The sequence below is a fragment of the Alphaproteobacteria bacterium genome (genome assembly GCA_024244705.1).
In the GTDB taxonomy this organism is placed as follows: Bacteria; Pseudomonadota; Alphaproteobacteria; order JAAEOK01; family JAAEOK01; genus JAAEOK01.
This window is the reverse complement of the sequence record JAAEOK010000070.1, coordinates 1-18,472: the sequence shown is the minus strand read 5'-3', so window position 1 is coordinate 18,472 and position 18,472 is coordinate 1. Positions and strand designations below refer to the sequence as shown.

Sequence of the window (18,472 nt, the reverse complement as noted above, 5' to 3'; positions counted from 1 at the left end):
TACGAAGATCAGGTTTGTGATTGTCCGCCATGGCAGTGTCGCAAAGGCCGATCGAGGCAACCCGCGCGCAGCCATAGAAGGGCGAGCGGCATGAACGGCGAACAGATCGTCGCATTCGTTCTGTTCTCGTTCGTCGCCGCGGTGACCCTCGGGCCGAGCGACGTCATGTTGACCGCGACCGGCGCCAATGTCGGCGTCCTTCGTGGCCTGCCTTGCCTGTTCGGCGTGGTCCTCGGAATGAGCCTTATGATGTTCCTGGTCGCGCTCGGGCTGGGCCAACTCATACTTGGCGACGCAGAAATCGTACGGGCCATCAACTGGGGCGGAGCTGCGCTGCTGTTATGGCTGTCGTGGAAGATCGCGACCGCCGGCGCGCCGCAAGGGGAAATCGAGGCCGCACCGATCGGGTTCGTTGGTGCGGCGGCCTTTCAATGGGTCAATCCCAAATCGTGGTTGGTTTGCAGCAGCGCTGCGGCTACTTTCCTGGATGCCGATTCCGGCAGCGCCGTCCTACAATCGGCTCTATTCGGAGTTCTATTTCTGCTCGCGGCCGCGCCCAGCACCTTGGTTTGGCTGGTCTTTGGCGCCGGCGTCCGGCATTTCCTGCGCAGTCCGCGCCCTTATAGGGTCTTCAACGTCGCCATGGGTTTGTTGCTGGCGGCCTCGGTGTTGCTGATCCTCAACTAAGCGGCAGCATGGTCACTCGGCCGGCAACGGCGAACGCAGCGGGCGCGGCCGCCGCCGATAGAGAACTTCGTTTCCGTCTTGCGGATTGTGCGGGACATTCATCGACAGGACGAGAGACAGCACGGCTATGCCGGCGCCGGACATGAAAACGGCGGCCGGTGAGACCAACCACACGAACCCGAAGATCGCCGGAATCACGACCGCCGCAATATGGCTGATCGTGAAGCTGACGCCGGCGGTCGGTGCGATATCGGCGGGGTCGGCGATTTTCTGGAAGTAAGTCTTGATCGCGATCGCCAGGGCGAAGAACACGTGATCGACGATATAGAGCCCGGCGCCGAAGGTCGCATCCTCGACGAAGGCATAGGAGACGAAGATCACGATTAGGCCGATATATTCCACGATCAGGGCGCGGCGCTCACCCCAGCGCGAAATAAGCCGGCCGATCCTCGGCGCCAGGAACATGTTCAAGACGCCGGTGATCAGGAACATGATCGACATCTCGGCGACCGAGTAGCCGAACTTTTCGACCATCATGAAACCGGCGAACACGATGAAGATCTGGCGGCGGGCGCCCGACAGGAAGGTGAGCGCGTAGTAGAGCCAATACCGGCGGCGGATAACCATGTGCTTGTGCTGCTCGACCGGCTGTTCGAAGCGGGGAAATGCGAACCGGGCGACCACGGCGATCACCACCGTTCCGCCACCGGCGACCAGATAGACCCAGCGGAAATCCATTCCCAATTGATCGAAGGCGATGTAGATGAGGACCAGCGAGACGATCCCCGCAAACGAGCCGATGGCAATAATGCGGCCGAAGACTAGCGGCGCCCGCTTCTTGTCGATCCACTGCAGGGTCAGCGATTGTTGGACGGTCTCGTAGTAGTGAAAACCCATCGACATGATGAACGTCGTGAGACACAGGCCGACCACCGTCGGGAAGAAGCCGGTCACGGCGGTTCCGATTCCCAACAGCAGCAACGCGACAATGGCGAGCGTTTGTTCGCGCATCAGCCATAGAACGAAGACCACCGCGAACGCAAGGAAGCCGGGGATTTCCCGCACGCTTTGCAGAATTCCCATCTCGGCGCCGGTAAACGCGGCCTGTTCGACCGCGAAATTATTGAGCAGCGCCTGCCACGACGCGTGGGACAAGGGCACCGCCGCCGCCATCAAGATCAAAAGGATCTCCGGTCGCCGCCAGCTCCGAGCGCCAGTCGTCATCGTTGTTGGGGCCAAGGCACCCTCGTGGTATCGGTCATCAGCGGTCGATATAGGGCTTGCGCCCGATGGCTGTCTATCGGCATCATGTCAATAAATGTCGAGAAAAAGACAACCTCTCGCACCGTCCCAGCAGATCCGGCCCGAATGGCCGGCCCGGCCGGTTGTCGCCTTCTCGCGCGATCTCCTCGACGGCGACGTCATCGCCCGTCATCGCCACGATCATGCCCAGTTCCTTTACGCCACCGCCGGCGTGATGCGGGTGCAGACGCCCATTGGAACCTGGGTCGTCCCTCCGCACCGCGCGGTATGGATCCCATCCGGTATCGAACACGAGGTCGGGTGTGTCGGCGATGTCGAGATGCGGACCGTCTACATCCATTCCGAGGCGGCACCGATCGAAGACTCGAATTGCTCCGTCCTCTCAGTGTCGCCGCTGCTTCGGGAATTGGTTTTGGCCGCGATTGGGTTGCCGCCGGACCATGCCGCGGGAGGGCCGGAGGCGCGTCAGGTCGCGGTCCTGCTCGACCAGATCGCGGCGGCGCCGCTGATCGCCCTCCATCTGCCGATCCCCAAGGACAAGCGCCTGCGCTATGTCACCGAATCCCTTGCCGCGGCGCCGGCCGACAACCGGACCCTCGAAGCGTGGTCGGTTTCCGCCGGCGCCAGCGCCCGCACCTTGGCGCGGCTTTTCCTGGCCGAGACCGGCCTCTCGTTCCGTGCCTGGCGCCGGCAGGTGCGCGTTCACGAAGCCCTGGCCCGCTTGGCCACCGGGGAACCGGTAACAAGCGTCGCCTTTTCCGTCGGCTATGACAGCCCCAGCGCTTTTATCGCAATGTTCCGAGAGGTGACTGGAGAGACTCCCGGACGCTATTTCGAACGCGCCACGGACGGCGAGCGGGCCTGAACTTTGTGTTTCTCGTTCCCCGCCAATGCCTATATTTAAGCCATGACCAATCGTCTCTCGATTTCCCTGGCGCAGATCAATCCGACGGTCGGCGACATCGACGGCAACGTGGCGCGCATCCTTGCCGCCCGCGAGACGGCCGCGCGGGAGCATGGCGACCTCGTGGTCTTTTCCGAACTTTGCGTCAGTGGTTATCCGCCCGAGGACCTGGTTCTGAAGCCATTTTTTCAGGATCGTGTCGAGCACGCGATTGAGAAATTGACGAAGTCCACGTCCGACGGCGGACCGGCGCTTTTGGTCGGCGCGCCGTGGCGGGTGGAGGGGCGGTTACACAACGCGGCCCTCTTGCTCGACAGTGGCGAGATCGCGGCGGTTCGTCTCAAGCACGACCTACCGAACTACGGTGTCTTCGACGAGAAGCGCGTGTTCAAGCCGGGCCCGCTGCCGGGACCGGTCAGCTTTCGCGGCGTGCGTCTCGGGGTCATGGTTTGCGAGGATATGTGGACGCCGGATGTCACCGAGTGCCTGGAGGAATCGGGGGCGGAAATTCTGGTCGTTCTCAACGGCTCGCCCTACGAAACCGACAAGCCTGACGAGCGCCTCAATCTGGCCGTCGCCCGGATTACCGAATCCGGCCTTCCGCTGATCTATGTCAATCAGATCGGCGGCCAGGACGAGCTTGTCTTCGACGGCGCCTCGTTCGTCCTTGACGCCGACCGCCGACTCCGTCTGCAAGCACCGGCATGGGAGGAGGCGGTGCTTTCCGGTGTGTGGACGAGAGGCGACGAAAGTTGGCTCTGCGCAGCAGGCGAGATCGCGTCGGTAGGCAGTGGCGGCGTCGAGGACATTTACCAGGCGATGATGCTCGGCCTGCGTGACTATGTCGGCAAGAACGGTTTCCCGGGCGTGCTGATTGGCCTTTCGGGAGGCATCGATTCGGCCCTGTCGGCCGCGGTGGCGGTCGACGCGTTGGGCGCCGATCATGTGCATTGCGTGATGATGCCGTCGCCCTACACCTCAGATGAAAGCCTCGAAGATGCAACCGCCTGTGCGGAGCTTCTCGGCGTGCGATTGGACACGGTCGGGATCGAGCCGGCGATGACGGCATTCGACAAAATGCTCAAGCCGCTTTTCGACGACCTGCCGGCCGATGCAACGGAGGAAAATCTGCAGGCGCGGTCGCGCGGCATTACCCTGATGGCGCTGTCGAACAAGTTCGGCCACATGGTTCTGTCGACCGGCAACAAGTCTGAGATGTCGGTGGGCTATGCGACGCTCTACGGCGATATGTGCGGCGGCTATTCCGTTCTCAAGGACGTTTACAAGACGGCGGTGTTCGCGCTCTCCAATTGGCGCAATCAAAATCGTCCGCGAAGCGGATTGGGACCGGACGGGCGGGTCATTCCCGAGCGCATCATTACCAAGCCGCCGTCGGCGGAGCTCAAACCCGATCAGACCGATCAGGATACGCTGCCGCCTTACGACGAGCTGGATGACATCTTGAAATGCCTGATCGAAGGAGAGATGGCGGTCGACGATATCGTTGCGCGGGGCCATGACCGGGCGATCGTTGCCCGCGTCTGGCGCATGCTCGACATCGCCGAATACAAGCGCCGGCAGGCGCCGCCGGGCGTCAAGATCACCCGCCGCTCGTTCGGACGCGAACGGCGCTATCCCATTACCAATGCGGTCAAAAGTTTGATTTGATGCGCCTGCCTATCGTCGGCCGCTGCCGCCGCAGGCGTGGACCGGCGTTTCGGAATCTGCTACCTCTCATCCGCCGTCGCCGGAAAGCTCCCTGATTTCCGGCAAAAATGGTTTAATATTAGATGCTTGAGGGCCGTCGTGGCGCTATTGCTGCACAACACGCTGACGCGCGACAAGGAAGAATTCACGCCCTTGGATGGGGCGAACGTGCGCATGTATGTCTGTGGTCCGACGGTCTATTCCTTCGCCCATATCGGTAATGCGCGGCCGGTCGTGGTCTTCGACGTCCTGTATCGTCTGCTGCGTCACCATTACGGGCGGGTCACCTATGCGCGCAATATCACCGACGTCGACGACAAGATCATCAATGCGGCGCGCGAATATGGCGAGGCAATTGCCGACCTGACCGCACGTACCGAGGCCGCTTATCAGGAGGATATGGCGGCTCTGGGCGCGCTGCTGCCAACCGTTCAGCCACGGGCGACCGAACACATCCCCGAGATGATCGCGATGATCGAACGCCTCATCGCTACGGGGAACGCCTACGCGGCCGATGGTCACGTCCTCTTCAATGTCCCGTCGATGGCCGATTACGGGCGCCTGTCCGGGCGCGACCGCGAAGACCAGATCGCCGGCGCGCGGGTCGAAGTGGCGCCCTACAAGCAGGATCCCGCCGACTTCGTGCTGTGGAAACCGTCCGACCCCGATCAACCCGGATGGGACAGCCCGTGGGGTCGCGGGCGTCCCGGTTGGCATATCGAGTGCTCGGCCATGAGCGAGGCTCACCTGGGAGAGACCTTCGACATTCACGGCGGCGGTCAGGATTTGATCTTTCCCCACCATGAAAACGAGATCGCTCAAAGCACCTGTGCCCATGACGGCAAGCCGTTCGCCCGCTACTGGGTCCATAATGGCTATCTCAATGTCGATCACGAGAAGATGTCGAAGTCGCTGGGCAACGTCCTGACCGTACGCGAACTTCTCAATGACGCCCCGGGAGAAGCGGTTCGACTGACGCTGCTCGCGACCCACTATCGTCAACCGTTGGATTTCACGCGCGACGCATTGCGTCAGGCCCGCGCGGCGCTCGATCGCATCTATGGGGCATTGCGTGGGGTCGAGGCGATCGCCGCAACCGAGAGCGAAGTGCCGCAAGGAATTCTCGCCGCCCTCGACGACGATCTGAATACGCCGCTGGCGATTTCGCATCTGCACGAAATCGTCTCGGCCCTCAATAAGTCGGACGACGATGACGAGCGCGCCCGATTGAAAGGAGCGTTGCTGGCGGGGGGGCGGCTGCTCGGTCTCGGCCAGCAGGAGCCGGAAGAGTGGTTTACCGGCGGCAGTGGTGGTATTGACGCCACGGAGATCGACGGATTGATCGCCAAGCGGGTGGTGGCACGGGAGGGACGGGATTTTGCCGAGGCGGATCGAATTCGCAACGAGCTCGCGGATCGCGGCATCGTCCTCGAGGACGGGCCCCAAGGCACGACTTGGCGCCGCCGAGGAGGAGTCGAATGAGCGTTGACAGACGCATCTACCTGTACGACAGCACCCTGCGCGATGGGGCGCAGACCCAAGGTGTCGATTTCAGCGCCAATGACAAGTCTGTAATCGCACGCGAACTAGATGGTCTGGGCATCGACTACATCGAGGGCGGATGGCCGGGCGCCAACCCCACCGATGATGCGTTTTTCAAGGACCCGCCCCGCTTGCAGCGGTCGCGGCTCGCGGCCTTTGGAATGACCCGTCGGCCGGGGCGCAGCACGGCCAACGATCCCGGACTGAACGCCTTATTCGGCGCCAAGGCGCCGGTCGTCACCATGGTCGGCAAGACATGGGATTTCCACGTCGACGTCGCGCTCGGTATCGAGCGTGACGAAAACGTCGCGATGATCGCCGACAGTATTCGGGAGGCGGTGACGCGGGTCGACGAGGTCATGTTCGATGCCGAGCATTTCTTCGACGGCTACAACGCCAACCCCGATTACGCCCTGTCCTGCATCAAGGCCGCCTACGACGCCGGTGCGCGTTGGATCGTTCTTTGCGACACCAATGGCGGCACGCTTCCCGACGACATCGAGCGCATCGTCGCCAAGGTGGTTGCCCTCATCCCCGGCGACCATCTTGGTATCCACTGCCACAACGATACCGAAAACGCCGTCGCCAATAGCTTGGCGGCGGTCCGCGCCGGGGCTCGCCAAGTGCAGGGCAGCCTCAACGGTCTCGGCGAAAGGTGCGGTAATGCCAATCTGGTTTCGATCATTCCGTCTTTGGTCCTGAAAATGGGCTACGAGACCGGTGTTTCGACCGGACACCTGGCAAAGCTGACCCATATCTCCCGTTTTTTGGACGAGCACCTCAACCGGCCGCACACCCGCAATGCCGCCTATGTCGGCGAATCGGCGTTCGCCCACAAGGGCGGGCTCCATGTGTCGGCGGTGGAGAAAGATCCCAAATCCTACGAACATATTGCGCCGGAACTCGTCGGCAACCACCGCCACATCGTGGTCTCCGATCAGGCCGGCCGCTCGAATATCATCGCCCGCTTTCGCGAAATCGGAATCGAGGTCGAGAGCGGCGGCGAAAAGGTCGAACGACTGGTCGAGGAGGTCAAGGCGCGGGAGTTCGACGGTTATGCCTATGACGGCGCTGAGGCCAGCTTCGAATTGCTGGCGCGTCGAGCGCTCGAGTCGGTGCCCGACTACTACGCCTTGAACAGTTTCCGGGTCATCGACGAACGGCGGTGGAACGCCAAGGGCGACCTGATCACGTTGTCCGAGGCGACCATCAAGGTCGAGGTGGCAGGAACACATTTGATGACGGTCGGCGAGGGCAACGGACCGGTCAACGCCCTCGATCTCGCTTTGCGCAAGGCGCTGATACCGGTTTATCCGAACCTTGAGGACGTCCGCTTGGTCGATTACAAGGTTCGTATTCTTACCCCCCAGGCCGGAACCGGCGCGGTCACTCGGGTGATGATCGAGAGTGCCGATGGTGAGGGCCACCATTGGGCAACCGTCGGTGTGTCCACCAACATCATCGACGCCTCGTACAACGCGCTCCACGACAGCATTACCTACAAATTGTATCGGACGGGCGCCGTGCTCCCCGAAAAAGCGGCGTAATGGCCGGCACCGACCGCTCCAAGGAACCCGTTCTCGGCGGCCCGGTCGTTGTTCTTGTCGAGCCGCAACTCGGCGAAAACATCGGCACCTCCGCGCGCGCCATGTTGAATGGCGGATTGACCGAGCTACGCCTCGTCCGGCCCCGCGACGGTTGGCCGAATGCCAAGGCGACCGCCGCCGCGGCGGGCGCCGACGCGGTGATAGAGGGCGCTCGTCTCTTCGATTCGACCGCGGCGGCAATCGCCGATTGCCGGCGAGTCTACGCCACCACCGCACGCCGCCGCGACATGATCAAGCCGGTGCTGTCGCCGGCGCGGGCGGCATCCGAGATTCATGCTGCAAGCACCGCCGATAAGCGTTGCGCCGTGCTGTTCGGGCCGGAGCGGCGCGGGTTGACCAATGACGATGTCGCCCTTTCCGATGCGGCGATCGAGGTCGATCTCAACCCGGCTTTTCGATCGCTCAATCTCGCTCAGGCGGTTCTGCTCGTTTCCTACGAATGGTATCGTGCCAGCCGCAGCGTCACCCACTTCGCACTGCCGATCGGCACCACGAGGCCCGCGACCAAGGCGGAATTGTTGGGCTTCTTCGAGCACCTCGAGGGTGAATTGGACCGCTGCGGTTTCTTGCAAGTGAAAGAAAAACGCCCGACAATGGTTCGAAATATTCGCAATATGTTCCAACGCGCCAATCTAACCGAGCAGGAGGTTCGAACCCTGCGCGGGATCGTCACCGGATTGAGCGTTCACGGTCCTGCGGCGTTGGCCAAGCAGGAATCCGGTGATTTACCGGAATGAATTCGGAATACGGAGAGCGGAGCGAGACATCCGCGAAGAGGCCGCGACGGTCGCAGCATTTTTTGACAGGAGACTAGAACATTGGGTGAGAGCATGAACTCGGTCACCGATACGGTCATGACATTGCTGGTTACTTACGGAATCAGCATCGTCGCCGCAATTGCTATCCTGATCGTCGGGCTGTGGATTTCCGGCCGCGTACGAAACTTAGTCAAACGCTCGTTGGAACGCACGGGCAAGATCGATCCGATGCTGTCCGGTTTCCTCGGCGCGCTGGCGAAGTACCTTGTGCTGACCGTCACCGTTCTGGCGGTCATCGCGCAGTTCGGCATCGAAATCACCAGCCTCCTCGTTATCTTCGGCAGTGCCGGCCTCGCCGTCGGCCTCGCCTTGCAGGGCACGCTCAGCAACGTCGCCGCAGGGGTCATGTTGCTGATATTCCGGCCTTTCAAATCCGGCGATTATGTTGAAGTCGGCGGACATGCCGGAACCGTCCAGACCGTTTCATTGTTCGTTACCGAGCTCAGCACACCGGACAACATCCAGATCATTATCCCCAACACCCAGGTCTGGGGCTCCGCGGTCATGAACTACAGCTTCCATGCCACGCGCCGTTGCGATCTGGCGATCGGCATCAGCTATGCCGATGACATCGAAAAAGCGAAGACCACGATTGAAGCCGTTATCAAGGGCGATGCGCGGGCCAAATCGGATCCCGAACCGATGATCGCGGTCGTCAATCTGGGCGACAGCTCGGTCGACCTCACGGTTCGCGTCTGGTGCGACAACGGCGACTATTGGGGGCTCAAGTTCGACCTCACGCAGGCGATCAAGGAAGCGCTCGACGCCAACGGCATTTCCATTCCGTTTCCGACTCGAACGGTTTACAACGTGGCCGAAGCCGCCGAGTGACGATTTGACGGTTGACGGCAACCGGTCCCGGCCGAATTGACCAAGGACGATATCGGCCGCGATCGATGGCTTTTCGGCGGGACCGGTGGGGAGCCGATTCCATTTGACAGCTCCTTCGGTCTTCCTATACTCGCGCCCCATTCCCGAGAATGCGAGCTGTCGCTCCGTCCGTCGCCGTTTGCAGCGGGCCAATCGGGACACCAACAACACCGCTAATACGGGATTAAGAGATGTCAAAACGCAATGAATCCAAGCACAAGATCGATCGCCGATTGGGCGTCAATCTGTGGGGCCGGCCGAAAAGTCCCTTTAACCGTCGCGAATATGGTCCCGGCCAACACGGCCAACGCCGCCGCAAACCATCGGATTTTGGCATTCAGCTTCGCGCCAAGCAGCAGCTGAAGGGTTATTATGGCAACATCACGGAAAAGCAGTTTCGCCGTTACTACCGGGAAGCGGTGCGGCGCCGCGGCGATACCGGGGAGCTTCTAATCGAGCTTCTCGAACGCCGCCTCGATGCCGTCGTCTATCGCATGCGCTTCGTGCCGACCGTTTTCGCTGCCCGGCAGTTCGTCAATCATGGCCACATCCGGGTCAACGGCCGTCGTGTCACCATTCCGTCCTACATGGTCAAGGACGGGGATGTCATCGAGGTCAAGGACAGGTCGCGTGAGTTGCCGCTGGTTCTTGAAGCGGTGCAATCTCCCGAACGCGATATACCCGACTACGTCGAGGTCGACTATTCCAAGATGAAGGGAACGTTCGTTCGCGGGCCCAAGCTCATGGACGTGCCCTATCCGGTCCACATGGAACCGAATCTGGTCATCGAGTTCTATTCCCGCTAACCGGGAGCGCGGCCGAATCAAAAATGGGGCGGTGCCGGGCAGGCGCCGCCCTTTCCGTCTCACGGGTCCAACGCGTCGAAATCGTGTACCCGCCCGTGGCTCATGATTTCCCGTTTGGTGCCGCTCCGCATTGCGAACGGGTACAGGTTCGACCGTTTGATGGTGACGTTGTCGTATGTCAGCCCGATGATCGCGGAAAGGTCCTCGAACACCAATTGGGTTTCCGCCGGTTCCGTAACGCGCCGCGCCACCTGGAACAGCGGATTGTTCGGATGCCGATTCCTGAAATGTGGCGACGCCCAATAGAGATAGGGAACCTCGAACTCCTTGCGCGATGGTCGAACCAGGGCGTGACCAAAATCCCGGCCGTTGTCGAATAGAGCTTCGCCGTGGTCCGAGATAAAACCGACGACGGCGGCAATTTCGCGCTCCCGGCAGGCGCTGATAATCTGCTCGAGAAAATGGTCGAGGTAGAGGATCGTATTGTCGTAGTTGTCGACGATGAGGCCGCGATCCCTGACGTCCTGGGTATAGTTGGCGTCCTTGGTGAAGCGGCGGAATTGATCGCTGACGCGCTTGTCGTAACGGAAATGACTGCCGAACATATGGGCCATTACAAGGCACGGCTTGCGGCCATCGATGGCACCGAAAATGAAGGGGAGCAGTGCTTCGTCAAGCGGCGACTTGAAGGGGTCGGTGTTGAGATAGGTTTTGTGGTCGGCCTCCTCGGCCACTACCTCGAACACGTAGTCGAACACCATGTCGCGCGGCTGATTCGATATCCAATGGGTTTCGAGCCCGCCATTTCCGGCCGCGTTGAGCAGGGTCTTGCGCGTGAAAACCGGCGCCTCGTCGTCGATCAATGCCGGTGTTAACGCGAATTTCAACGCGGCATGGGTAACGCTCGCGACGCTGATCGCATCGTCGAAGACGATCAACTCGTCCTCGATCGAATCCAGGAACGGCGTGGTTTCGCGGTCATAGCCGTAAATCGAAAGGTTGGAGCGACGTACCGATTCTCCGATGACAACGATGAACACCTCGTCGGTCAATCCGGCGGGTGATTCGACCTGAATATCCTCCCGCCCGCTGTCGCTTCTCAAACGCTTGATCGCTCGTCCCTGTGAAACGACCAGGCCAAGCTGCTTGATGTATTTCATCGGGTAGATCGAAAACAGAAAGCCGCGCATCCAGGCCGCGAGCAGAAGGGCGATGGCCAGCACGCCCGCCGCTATCCCAGCCTCGTCGCTGATCGGTCGAAACGCGATCAGCCACCCGATCGAAACCAGCGAGGCCGCTGCGTAGCCGAGGGAAATCACCTTGATCTTGGGCGGGACACCGTGGGCGAATTCTCGCCATTCGAGCGGGTTGAACTTGAGGATTTCCGCAAGCATGCTTTCCCGGATCGGCTGGCCGTACAGAAGATAGAAGTTCAAATTTAGAAAGTTCAGCACCACCAGAGCAACGGCCAGCGGTAGAAATAGGACTACTGCAGTGAGCGCTGTGCCGAGGATGGCTATGGTGGCGGCGTATAGGAAGGCCGCCTGTACGAGCGTCCCCAACAGCCCTTCGATCCCGTAGCGGCGGAAATGGACATGCGCAATCCAGATCGCCGGCGCGAAGATCGCCGTCAGACAGATAATCCCGACCCAAACCATAATCTTCGACCCAAAGCCGTCATGTCACAGAATGGCGGCGGCGGGCAGTGTCGCGATGATGCAGCGGAATAGCAATAGGAAGTCGGATCAAGCCGCGGAGTCGCGGAAGAACAGGGTGCGTGGGGTCTGACAGTAGAGGTGGTATCCGTGTTTGGTCATGAGCTGGCAATGGGGATCGTCATTGACCGCAGCGGCGCGGCGTTCCAACGACTCGACAAGGACGAAGGTCGGTCGGAACCGGACCCAATCGTTTGAGCGCAAGACGTTGAGATCGTGGCCTTCGACATCGACATTGAGGAAATCGATGCTCTGCCCGTCGGGCAGGAACTCGGACAGAATGTCGTCGAGGCGACGCGGCGTGATCGTCGTGGTGCCGAGGATGGAGTACTGCGCCCGCCGCGGTCCCTTCGAGAGCTCCTCGTCGAAGGAACTGACCGAGGTTTCGTCGAACATATAGAAGGTCAGAGGCTCGCTGACGTCGGAGATGGCGAGTTGGAGGTTGATGTCACGCGGCCGATCGCGTTGAAACAGGGCCAGGCTGTCCGGGTGAGCATCGATGTTGATCCCGTACCAGCCATAGTCATAGAAGATTTGGGTATTTGAAAATCGTGTCGGGTGGTGGGCGCCGACGTCGACGTAAAAGCCCTCACGCTGACGCTTGTAGACGTTGAACAGGAGAAGGTCTTCGGCCTCCTGCGCGTAGGAAATGCGGCCGAACTCGCCATGCTCCGGTCGCTTGCCCTTTGTAAATCCCATTGCCACCAATCGAAAAAGGGGCCGCCCGGGCAGCCCCCGCGCAAGCTACGGCGAATTCGAGATCACGATTGCGCGGTAACGCCTCGATTCTCAAGTTCTTTTTGAAGTTCACCGGTTTCAAACATCTCGCGAATAATGTCGCAACCGCCGAGGAACTCGCCTTTGACATAAAGCTGCGGGATCGTCGGCCAGTTCGAGAAATCCTTGACGCCCTGGCGCAGCGACGGATCCGTAAGCACATCGATGCCTTTGAACTTGACGCCCATATGAGACAGGATTTGCACAACCGCAGCCGAAAATCCGCATTGCGGAAACACCGGCGTCCCTTTCATGAAGACGACCACGTCGGTGTCCTCGATATCTTGCTGAATCCGCTGAAATACTGAGTTGTCGACCATATGTAACTACTCCTCGTTCCCTGTCGGGAGGGTTCCGGGCAAACCGGTCTGCAGAGCCAACGCATGCAGTTCGCCGCCCATCTTGCCCTGAAGTGCCTGATAAACCATTTGGTGCTGTTGCACCCGCGACTTGCCTTCGAAGGCACTCGATGTGACATGGGCGGCATAGTGGTCGCCGTCGCCGCGCAGGTCCTCGATCGCGACTTCCGCGTCGGGGAGGGACTCGAGGATGAGTCGCCTGATTTCGGTCGCTTCCATCGCCATCGTGCCGACCTCCGTCCGTATTCCTAGATTGCGTCCATGTAACGCGGCAGCCATTGTTGGTGCGCAACGCGCAAGTCCGCAAGGGATATAGGTTTCTCCGATTCCACTGTCAACGAGTCGCCGCCAGTTCGGCCGAGCGGAACGATCGAAATACGAATGGTCATGGCATCCATCAACAATTGGCCGAAGTCTTGTTGCGGGACCGTTACGATATAACGTCCCTGATCCTCACCGAACCACCATGCGGTGGCCGGGATGTTCTCGAAGTCGCGCGCCAGTACGGCACCGATGCCGCCGGCGAGCGCCATTTCCGCGAGCGCGACCAGGAAACCGCCGTCACCGACGTCGTGGCACGCGGTCACCCGGCCGGCGCGAATCGCTTCGCGGACGAAATCCCCGGTCCGCCGTTCCCGGCTCAGGCTTACCGGCGGCGGCGCGCCATCCTCGCGCCCCAGGATCTCGCGCAGATAGAGCGAACAGCCGAGCCATCCCTCGGTCCGGCCAAAAGCGATGATCACTTCGTCGGGCGCCTTGAAGGCCAGGGTGGCGGCGCTTTTTACATCGTCGACAACGCCGACCCCACCGATGACCGGCGTCGGCAGGATGGCCGCGCCGTTGGTCTCGTTGTACAGCGACACGTTGCCGGAAACGACTGGGAAGTCGAGGGTCCGGCACGCCTCGCCCATGCCCTCAATGCAGCCGGCGAACTGGCCCATGATTTCGGGCCGCTCCGGATTGCCAAAGTTCATGTTGTCGGTAAGCGCCAACGGCCGCGCGCCGACCGCGGTTAGGTTGCGCCACGCCTCGGCGACCGCCTGGCGGCCGCCTTCGACCGGATCGGCGAGGCAATAGCGCGGCGTGCAATCGGAAGTCAGCGCCAGCCCGCGCTTTGTTCCATGAACGCGAATCACGGCAGCATCGCCGCCAGGACGGCCCACCGTATCGGCCATCACCATGTGGTCGTATTGTTCCCATATCCACTGCTTACCGCAAAGGTCCGGCGAACCGAGCAGGCGGATCAAGGCGTCACCGACGGCGATGTCGCCGGACGCCTCCTCGGCCGCTATGACGGCGCGCGGCGGGGTCGGCGTCCAGGCCCGCTCATATTCCGGGGCATTGGCGACCAGCGGAGCAACCGGTATGTCGGCCACGACCGCCCCCCGTTCGAGCAAAACAAGGCGACCGCTATCGGTGACCTGTCCAACGACGGCAAAATCGAGCTCCCACTTTTCGAAAATGGCCCGCGCCACCGCTTCGCGGTCGGGTCGCAGGACCATCAGCATCCGCTCCTGGCTTTCGGACAGCATGATCTCGTAGGGCGTCATGCCGGTCTCGCGGCGCGGCACCTGGTCGAGGTCGAGCTCGATGCCGACGCCGCCCTTGGACGCCATCTCGACCGAAGACGACGTCAGCCCGGCGGCGCCCATGTCCTGGATGGCAACGATGGCGTCGGTCGCCATCAGTTCGAGACAGGCCTCGAGCAGCAGTTTTTCGGTAAACGGATCGCCGACCTGGACCGTCGGCCGCTTTTGCTCGGAATCCTCGGCGAACTCGGCCGACGCCATGGTGGCACCGTGGATGCCGTCGCGGCCGGTCTTCGAGCCGACATAGACCACCGGATTGCCAGGCCCGGTGGCGGCGGAATAGAAAATGCGGTCGGCGGGCGCGAGGCCGACGGTCATCGCATTGACCAAAATATTGCCGTTGTACGAGGGGTGGAAATTGCACTCCCCGCCGACGGTCGGAATACCCATGCAATTGCCGTAGCCGCCGATGCCGGCAACGACGCCGGCGACGAGGTGGCGCGTCTTGGGGTGGTCGGGGCTGCCAAAGCGGAGCGCGTTGAGGTTGGCGACCGGCCGCGCGCCCATGGTGAAGACGTCCCGCAGGATACCGCCGACCCCGGTCGCCGCGCCCTGGTAAGGTTCGATGAAGGAGGGGTGGTTATGGCTTTCCATTTTGAAGACCGCCGCTATGCCGTCGCCGATATCGACCACGCCGGCATTCTCGCCGGGACCCTGGATCACCCATGGCGCCTCGGTCGGCAGCGTCTTCAGCCACACCTTGGACGATTTGTAGGAGCAATGCTCGCTCCACATCACCGAGAAGATGCCGAGTTCGGTCAGGTTTGGCGCCCGTCCCATGATCTCCACGGCGCGCGCGTATTCGTCCGCCGACAGGCCATGCTCGGCGGCGACCTCGGCGGTCACGTCCGGAGCGACCCCATCGTCGGCCATCAGCCCAACGCCTCGACCAGACCGTCGAACATGCCGCGGCCATCGGTGCCGCCAAGCATCGGGTCGGCGAGCCGCTCGGGATGGGGCATCAAGCCCATGACCGTTTTCGTTTCATTGAAGACGCCGGCGATATGGCGCTGCGAGCCGTTGGGGTTGGCGTCGTCGCAGAATTCGCCCTCCGCGGTACAGTATCGGAACGCGATCTGACCACCCTCTTCGAGACGGTCGAGGGTCGCATCGTCGGTGACGTAATTGCCTTCGTGATGGGCGATCGGAAGACGCAGCGCCTGACCGGACTCGTATCCGCTGGTGAACAGGGTCTGGCTCGTTTCGACCCGGATGTGGACATCCTTGCAGACGAATTTCAGGCCCGCGTTCCGCATTAGCGCGCCGGGCAGCAACCCGGCCTCGGTCAGGACCTGGAAGCCGTTGCAGATTCCGAGCACCGGGACACCCTTGCCGGCGCGGTCGACGATCTCGCGCATGACCGGCGAATGGGCCGCCATGGCGCCGGCGCGGAGATAGTCGCCATAGGCGAAACCGCCTGGAATAACGATCAGATCGGTCTCGGGCAGGGTGCCGTCGCCGTGCCACACCATGTCCGGCGCCGTCCCCATGCTCTGCGCCAGCGAAACCCCAACGTCGCGATCGCAATTCGAGCCCGGGAAGACGATGACGGCGGCTTTCACGCTTACGTCGCTCCCTCGTCGATGTCGATGGCGTAGTTTTCGATGATGGTGTTGGCGAGCAGCCGCTCGCACATTTCGGTGACCGCGGCGTGGGCTGCGGCGGCATCCGATTCGGCAATGTCGAGCTCGATATATTTGCCCTGCCGGACCTCGCCCACACCGGCGAATCCGAGATGTGACAACGCGTTCGATATAGCCTTGCCCTGCGGGTCGAGAACCCCGTTCTTCAGCGTGATATGGACCCGTGCCTTCATCCCCTGCGCGGCCGTCACTGCATCGTCGATGGACCCTGGAGGTCCGTGGGACCGCTTTCGGGAAGGATGCCGAGCCGCCGCGCGACCTCCTGATAGGCTTCTTCGACCTTGCCCAGGTCGCGACGGAACCGGTCCTTGTCGAGGCGTTCGCTGGTCTTGATGTCCCAGAACCGGCAGCTGTCCGGCGTGATTTCGTCGGCCAGGATCAAGCGCACCTGCTCGTCCTCGTAGTGGCGCCCGAACTCGATCTTGAAATCGACCAGGCGAATGCCGATACCGAGAAACAGGCCGCTGAGGAAGTCGTTGATCCGCAGCGCCATGTTCATGATTTCGTCGAGCTCCTGCGGCGTCGCCCAGCCGAAGGCGGTGATATGCTCTTCGGTGATCATCGGGTCGCCGAGATCGTCCGACTTGTAATAATACTCGACGATCGAACGCGGCAGCGCCGTGCCCTCGGCCATGCCGAAGCGCTCGGAGAACGACCCGGCCGCGATGTTTCGGACCACGACCTCGACCGGGATGATCTCGACCTCGCGAACCAGCTGCTCGCGCATGTTGAGCCGGCGGATGAAATGGGTCGGCACCCCGATTTCGCCGATTCGCGACATCAGGTATTCCGAAATCCTGTTGTTGATCACGCCCTTGCCGGTGATTGTGCCCTTTTTCTTGGCATTGAACGCGGTCGCATCGTCCTTGAAGTAGTGGACGATGGTGCCTGGCTCCGGGCCCTCGAAGATGACCTTCGCCTTGCCCTCGTATAGTTGTCGTCGTCGCGTCATGTTCGGGATTCCGGGTATCGTGCCGCACTGGCGCGGCCCGCGGAGGAGTTGGCCTCCATATAGCAACTCCGGCGCGCCAACACAAACGATTGCGGCGGGGTTTGCCGCGGCCGACGAGGGTATCCCGGATAAGAAGCGAAAGTCGGCTATTTGGACCGCTGGCATTGGGCTGGCAGCGGCAGGAAATCGCACGGCGCCGTCTTCCGTGGTTGATAATTGACATTGGCCCATGCCGCCCGACGTTTCGTGATGAATATGCGGACGAATTCGTTGCCATTTGCCGGGTCGTTTATCCAATCCTGGAATGCCTGGCTGTGATGCACCTTTGTGTGCTGGTCTAATTCGCAAGTACCGGTCCATCCGGCGGGACAATAAGCGATCCGTTTGCGGCTGCATGACGGGCTGTTGCTGGATCTGTTTCGGGCGTCGCGTTCGATCTTCTTGCATACTTCACCTGCAATACCGTCGAAAAACCCACTGATCGCGAATTTCGGATCGCAGCTGCCCGGCGGCCGAACTCCGCGGCCGAAATCAGGATAGGTGATCTGCGAGACTGAGGCATTTGCGGCGAAGGGATATTCGTTAGGCCAGCCGAACCGGTCGCAATGGAAGGCGAAGACGAGGGCGTCCAAGCGCGGCGCGCCGGAACCCAGATGCGCATTGTTCTCGGCCCGCAACCAAGCGCGCTTTCCGGCGTCGATCTCGCCCTTGCAGTCTTTGGCAATACAAAACCGTTCCGACCGCTGGCCGTTGAAGGCCGGCGCCACCGCGATCACGCCGTTGAACTTGCCCGGGTCGTGTCGCTTTATCAGCAGCGACGTCCACGCCCCGGCCGAATGCCCGCCGAGGAAAATATTCTTGCGGCGGTAGCCCTGCGACACCTTGGCCTCGATCAGTTTTCCGATCGCGACGGCGCGCTTGCACACGTTCGGTTCACACCAATGCGGGGCCTTGAAATCGTCGCCCAGCCCGCTCGTGCACGGATATTCAACGACGACTTCGAGGCCGTCGATTTTCTTTCCGTTCCAGGTATCGATCCATTCCGGCTGCCGACTGCAGCCAGGCCAGCCCGCGCAGTAGCAGTCTCTCGACGGGTTATACCAAGTCTCTGTGAGTGGGACTCATATAGGGGCTTTCCGGAACGGTGTTTTTCTGATTCAAGATGGCAAACGGATGGAGGTTTGCCATGGGTTCTCCGGTTTCACTTCGAGACGATTTTGGTGCGGCCGGACT

General features: G+C 61.4%; 18 protein-coding genes. 8 read left to right on the top strand and 10 right to left on the bottom strand.

All coding sequences use genetic code 11. From position 1 onward, the window contains the following. The first annotated feature begins 90 nt into the window (after positions 1–90). Positions 91–687 (top strand): LysE family translocator, encoded by a 597-nt coding sequence (locus tag GY791_11875; GenBank protein MCP4329124.1) that lies wholly within the window; start codon positions 91–93, stop codon positions 685–687. A gap of 12 nt (positions 688–699) precedes the next feature. Here the strand turns inward: GY791_11875 and GY791_11870 are convergent, their stop codons facing one another. After that, positions 700–1,911 (bottom strand): MFS transporter, encoded by a 1,212-nt coding sequence (locus tag GY791_11870; protein ID MCP4329123.1) that lies wholly within the window; start codon positions 1,909–1,911, stop codon positions 700–702. A 94-nt stretch (positions 1,912–2,005) separates the two neighbouring features. On the opposite strand from GY791_11870, the gene GY791_11865 reads away from it, so the two are divergent. The 7 genes from GY791_11865 (at position 2,006) to rpsD (ending at position 10,204) form a co-directional block, all read left to right on the top strand. Further along, positions 2,006–2,815, top strand: coding sequence for an AraC family transcriptional regulator (locus GY791_11865; protein ID MCP4329122.1), 810 nt, complete (start codon positions 2,006–2,008; stop codon positions 2,813–2,815). Between the two features lie 42 nt (positions 2,816–2,857). Continuing rightward, complete coding sequence (locus tag GY791_11860) at positions 2,858–4,522, top strand: NAD+ synthase (GenBank protein ID MCP4329121.1); 1,665 nt, start codon at positions 2,858–2,860, stop codon at positions 4,520–4,522. A 138-nt stretch (positions 4,523–4,660) separates the two neighbouring features. Next, complete coding sequence (locus tag GY791_11855) at positions 4,661–6,043, top strand: cysteine--tRNA ligase (protein MCP4329120.1); 1,383 nt, start codon at positions 4,661–4,663, stop codon at positions 6,041–6,043. Next, the gene (locus tag GY791_11850) at positions 6,040–7,650 is read left to right on the top strand and encodes a citramalate synthase (GenBank protein ID MCP4329119.1); all 1,611 of its coding nucleotides are present in this window, start codon (positions 6,040–6,042) and stop codon (positions 7,648–7,650) included. The genes GY791_11855 and GY791_11850 overlap by 4 nt, the downstream gene beginning before the upstream one ends. After that, positions 7,650–8,447: an RNA methyltransferase gene (locus GY791_11845; protein ID MCP4329118.1), complete on the top strand. Its 798-nt coding sequence runs from the start codon at positions 7,650–7,652 to the stop codon at positions 8,445–8,447. The genes GY791_11850 and GY791_11845 overlap by 1 nt, the downstream gene beginning before the upstream one ends. 93 nt (positions 8,448–8,540) lie before the next feature. After that, a complete protein-coding gene (locus GY791_11840) occupies positions 8,541–9,359 on the top strand; it encodes a mechanosensitive ion channel (GenBank protein ID MCP4329117.1) in 819 nt (272 codons plus the stop codon). Between the two features lie 230 nt (positions 9,360–9,589). Further along, positions 9,590–10,204 (top strand): 30S ribosomal protein S4, encoded by a 615-nt coding sequence (gene rpsD / locus GY791_11835; GenBank protein ID MCP4329116.1) that lies wholly within the window; start codon positions 9,590–9,592, stop codon positions 10,202–10,204. 59 nt (positions 10,205–10,263) lie between these two features. On the opposite strand, the gene GY791_11830 is transcribed toward rpsD, so the two are convergent. The 9 genes from GY791_11830 to GY791_11790 form a co-directional block, all read right to left on the bottom strand. Further along, positions 10,264–11,862 carry a phosphoethanolamine transferase gene (locus GY791_11830; GenBank protein ID MCP4329115.1) on the bottom strand — a complete coding sequence of 533 codons (1,599 nt, stop codon included), beginning with the start codon at positions 11,860–11,862 and terminating at the stop codon, positions 10,264–10,266. A gap of 87 nt (positions 11,863–11,949) precedes the next feature. Beyond that, on the bottom strand, positions 11,950–12,618 hold the full coding sequence (locus tag GY791_11825) for an FkbM family methyltransferase (GenBank protein ID MCP4329114.1): 669 nt from the start codon (positions 12,616–12,618) through the stop codon (positions 11,950–11,952). 62 nt (positions 12,619–12,680) lie between these two features. Beyond that, positions 12,681–13,016, bottom strand: a complete 336-nt coding sequence (gene grxD, locus GY791_11820) for a Grx4 family monothiol glutaredoxin (protein MCP4329113.1) — start codon at positions 13,014–13,016, stop codon at positions 12,681–12,683. Positions 13,017–13,022: 6 nt separating this feature from the next. Beyond that, positions 13,023–13,280, bottom strand: coding sequence for a BolA family transcriptional regulator (locus GY791_11815; GenBank protein MCP4329112.1), 258 nt, complete (start codon positions 13,278–13,280; stop codon positions 13,023–13,025). A 23-nt stretch (positions 13,281–13,303) separates the two neighbouring features. Next, the gene (gene purL, locus GY791_11810) at positions 13,304–15,517 is read right to left on the bottom strand and encodes a phosphoribosylformylglycinamidine synthase subunit PurL (GenBank protein ID MCP4329111.1); all 2,214 of its coding nucleotides are present in this window, start codon (positions 15,515–15,517) and stop codon (positions 13,304–13,306) included. Beyond that, positions 15,517–16,206, bottom strand: a complete 690-nt coding sequence (gene purQ, locus GY791_11805; GenBank protein ID MCP4329110.1) for a phosphoribosylformylglycinamidine synthase subunit PurQ — start codon at positions 16,204–16,206, stop codon at positions 15,517–15,519. Before purQ ends, purL begins: the two co-directional genes overlap by 1 nt. A gap of 2 nt (positions 16,207–16,208) precedes the next feature. Further along, positions 16,209–16,460, bottom strand: coding sequence for a phosphoribosylformylglycinamidine synthase subunit PurS (gene purS, locus GY791_11800; GenBank protein ID MCP4329109.1), 252 nt, complete (start codon positions 16,458–16,460; stop codon positions 16,209–16,211). A 14-nt stretch (positions 16,461–16,474) separates the two neighbouring features. Beyond that, a complete protein-coding gene (locus GY791_11795) occupies positions 16,475–17,239 on the bottom strand; it encodes a phosphoribosylaminoimidazolesuccinocarboxamide synthase (GenBank protein ID MCP4329108.1) in 765 nt (254 codons plus the stop codon). A 146-nt stretch (positions 17,240–17,385) separates the two neighbouring features. Continuing rightward, on the bottom strand, positions 17,386–18,165 hold the full coding sequence (locus tag GY791_11790; protein ID MCP4329107.1) for an alpha/beta hydrolase: 780 nt from the start codon (positions 18,163–18,165) through the stop codon (positions 17,386–17,388). Between the last annotated feature and the right edge of the window lie 307 nt (positions 18,166–18,472).

Bases quoted from the DNA above. Each gene is read 5' to 3' on its own strand.
- GY791_11875 (MCP4329124.1), top strand. From the start codon at position 91: ATGAACGGCGAACAGATCGTCGCATTCGTTCTGTTCTCGTTCGTCGCC.
- GY791_11870 (MCP4329123.1), bottom strand. From the start codon at position 1,911: ATGACGACTGGCGCTCGGAGCTGGCGGCGACCGGAGATCCTTTTGATC.
- GY791_11865 (MCP4329122.1), top strand. From the start codon at position 2,006: ATGTCGAGAAAAAGACAACCTCTCGCACCGTCCCAGCAGATCCGGCCC.
- GY791_11860 (MCP4329121.1), top strand. From the start codon at position 2,858: ATGACCAATCGTCTCTCGATTTCCCTGGCGCAGATCAATCCGACGGTC.
- GY791_11850 (MCP4329119.1), top strand. From the start codon at position 6,040: ATGAGCGTTGACAGACGCATCTACCTGTACGACAGCACCCTGCGCGAT.
- GY791_11845 (MCP4329118.1), top strand. From the start codon at position 7,650: ATGGCCGGCACCGACCGCTCCAAGGAACCCGTTCTCGGCGGCCCGGTC.
- GY791_11840 (MCP4329117.1), top strand. From the start codon at position 8,541: ATGAACTCGGTCACCGATACGGTCATGACATTGCTGGTTACTTACGGA.
- rpsD (MCP4329116.1), top strand. From the start codon at position 9,590: ATGTCAAAACGCAATGAATCCAAGCACAAGATCGATCGCCGATTGGGC.
- GY791_11830 (MCP4329115.1), bottom strand. From the start codon at position 11,862: ATGGTTTGGGTCGGGATTATCTGTCTGACGGCGATCTTCGCGCCGGCG.
- GY791_11825 (MCP4329114.1), bottom strand. From the start codon at position 12,618: ATGGGATTTACAAAGGGCAAGCGACCGGAGCATGGCGAGTTCGGCCGC.
- grxD (MCP4329113.1), bottom strand. From the start codon at position 13,016: ATGGTCGACAACTCAGTATTTCAGCGGATTCAGCAAGATATCGAGGAC.
- GY791_11815 (MCP4329112.1), bottom strand. From the start codon at position 13,280: ATGGCGATGGAAGCGACCGAAATCAGGCGACTCATCCTCGAGTCCCTC.
- purL (MCP4329111.1), bottom strand. From the start codon at position 15,517: ATGGCCGACGATGGGGTCGCTCCGGACGTGACCGCCGAGGTCGCCGCC.
- purS (MCP4329109.1), bottom strand. From the start codon at position 16,460: ATGAAGGCACGGGTCCATATCACGCTGAAGAACGGGGTTCTCGACCCG.
- GY791_11795 (MCP4329108.1), bottom strand. From the start codon at position 17,239: ATGACGCGACGACGACAACTATACGAGGGCAAGGCGAAGGTCATCTTC.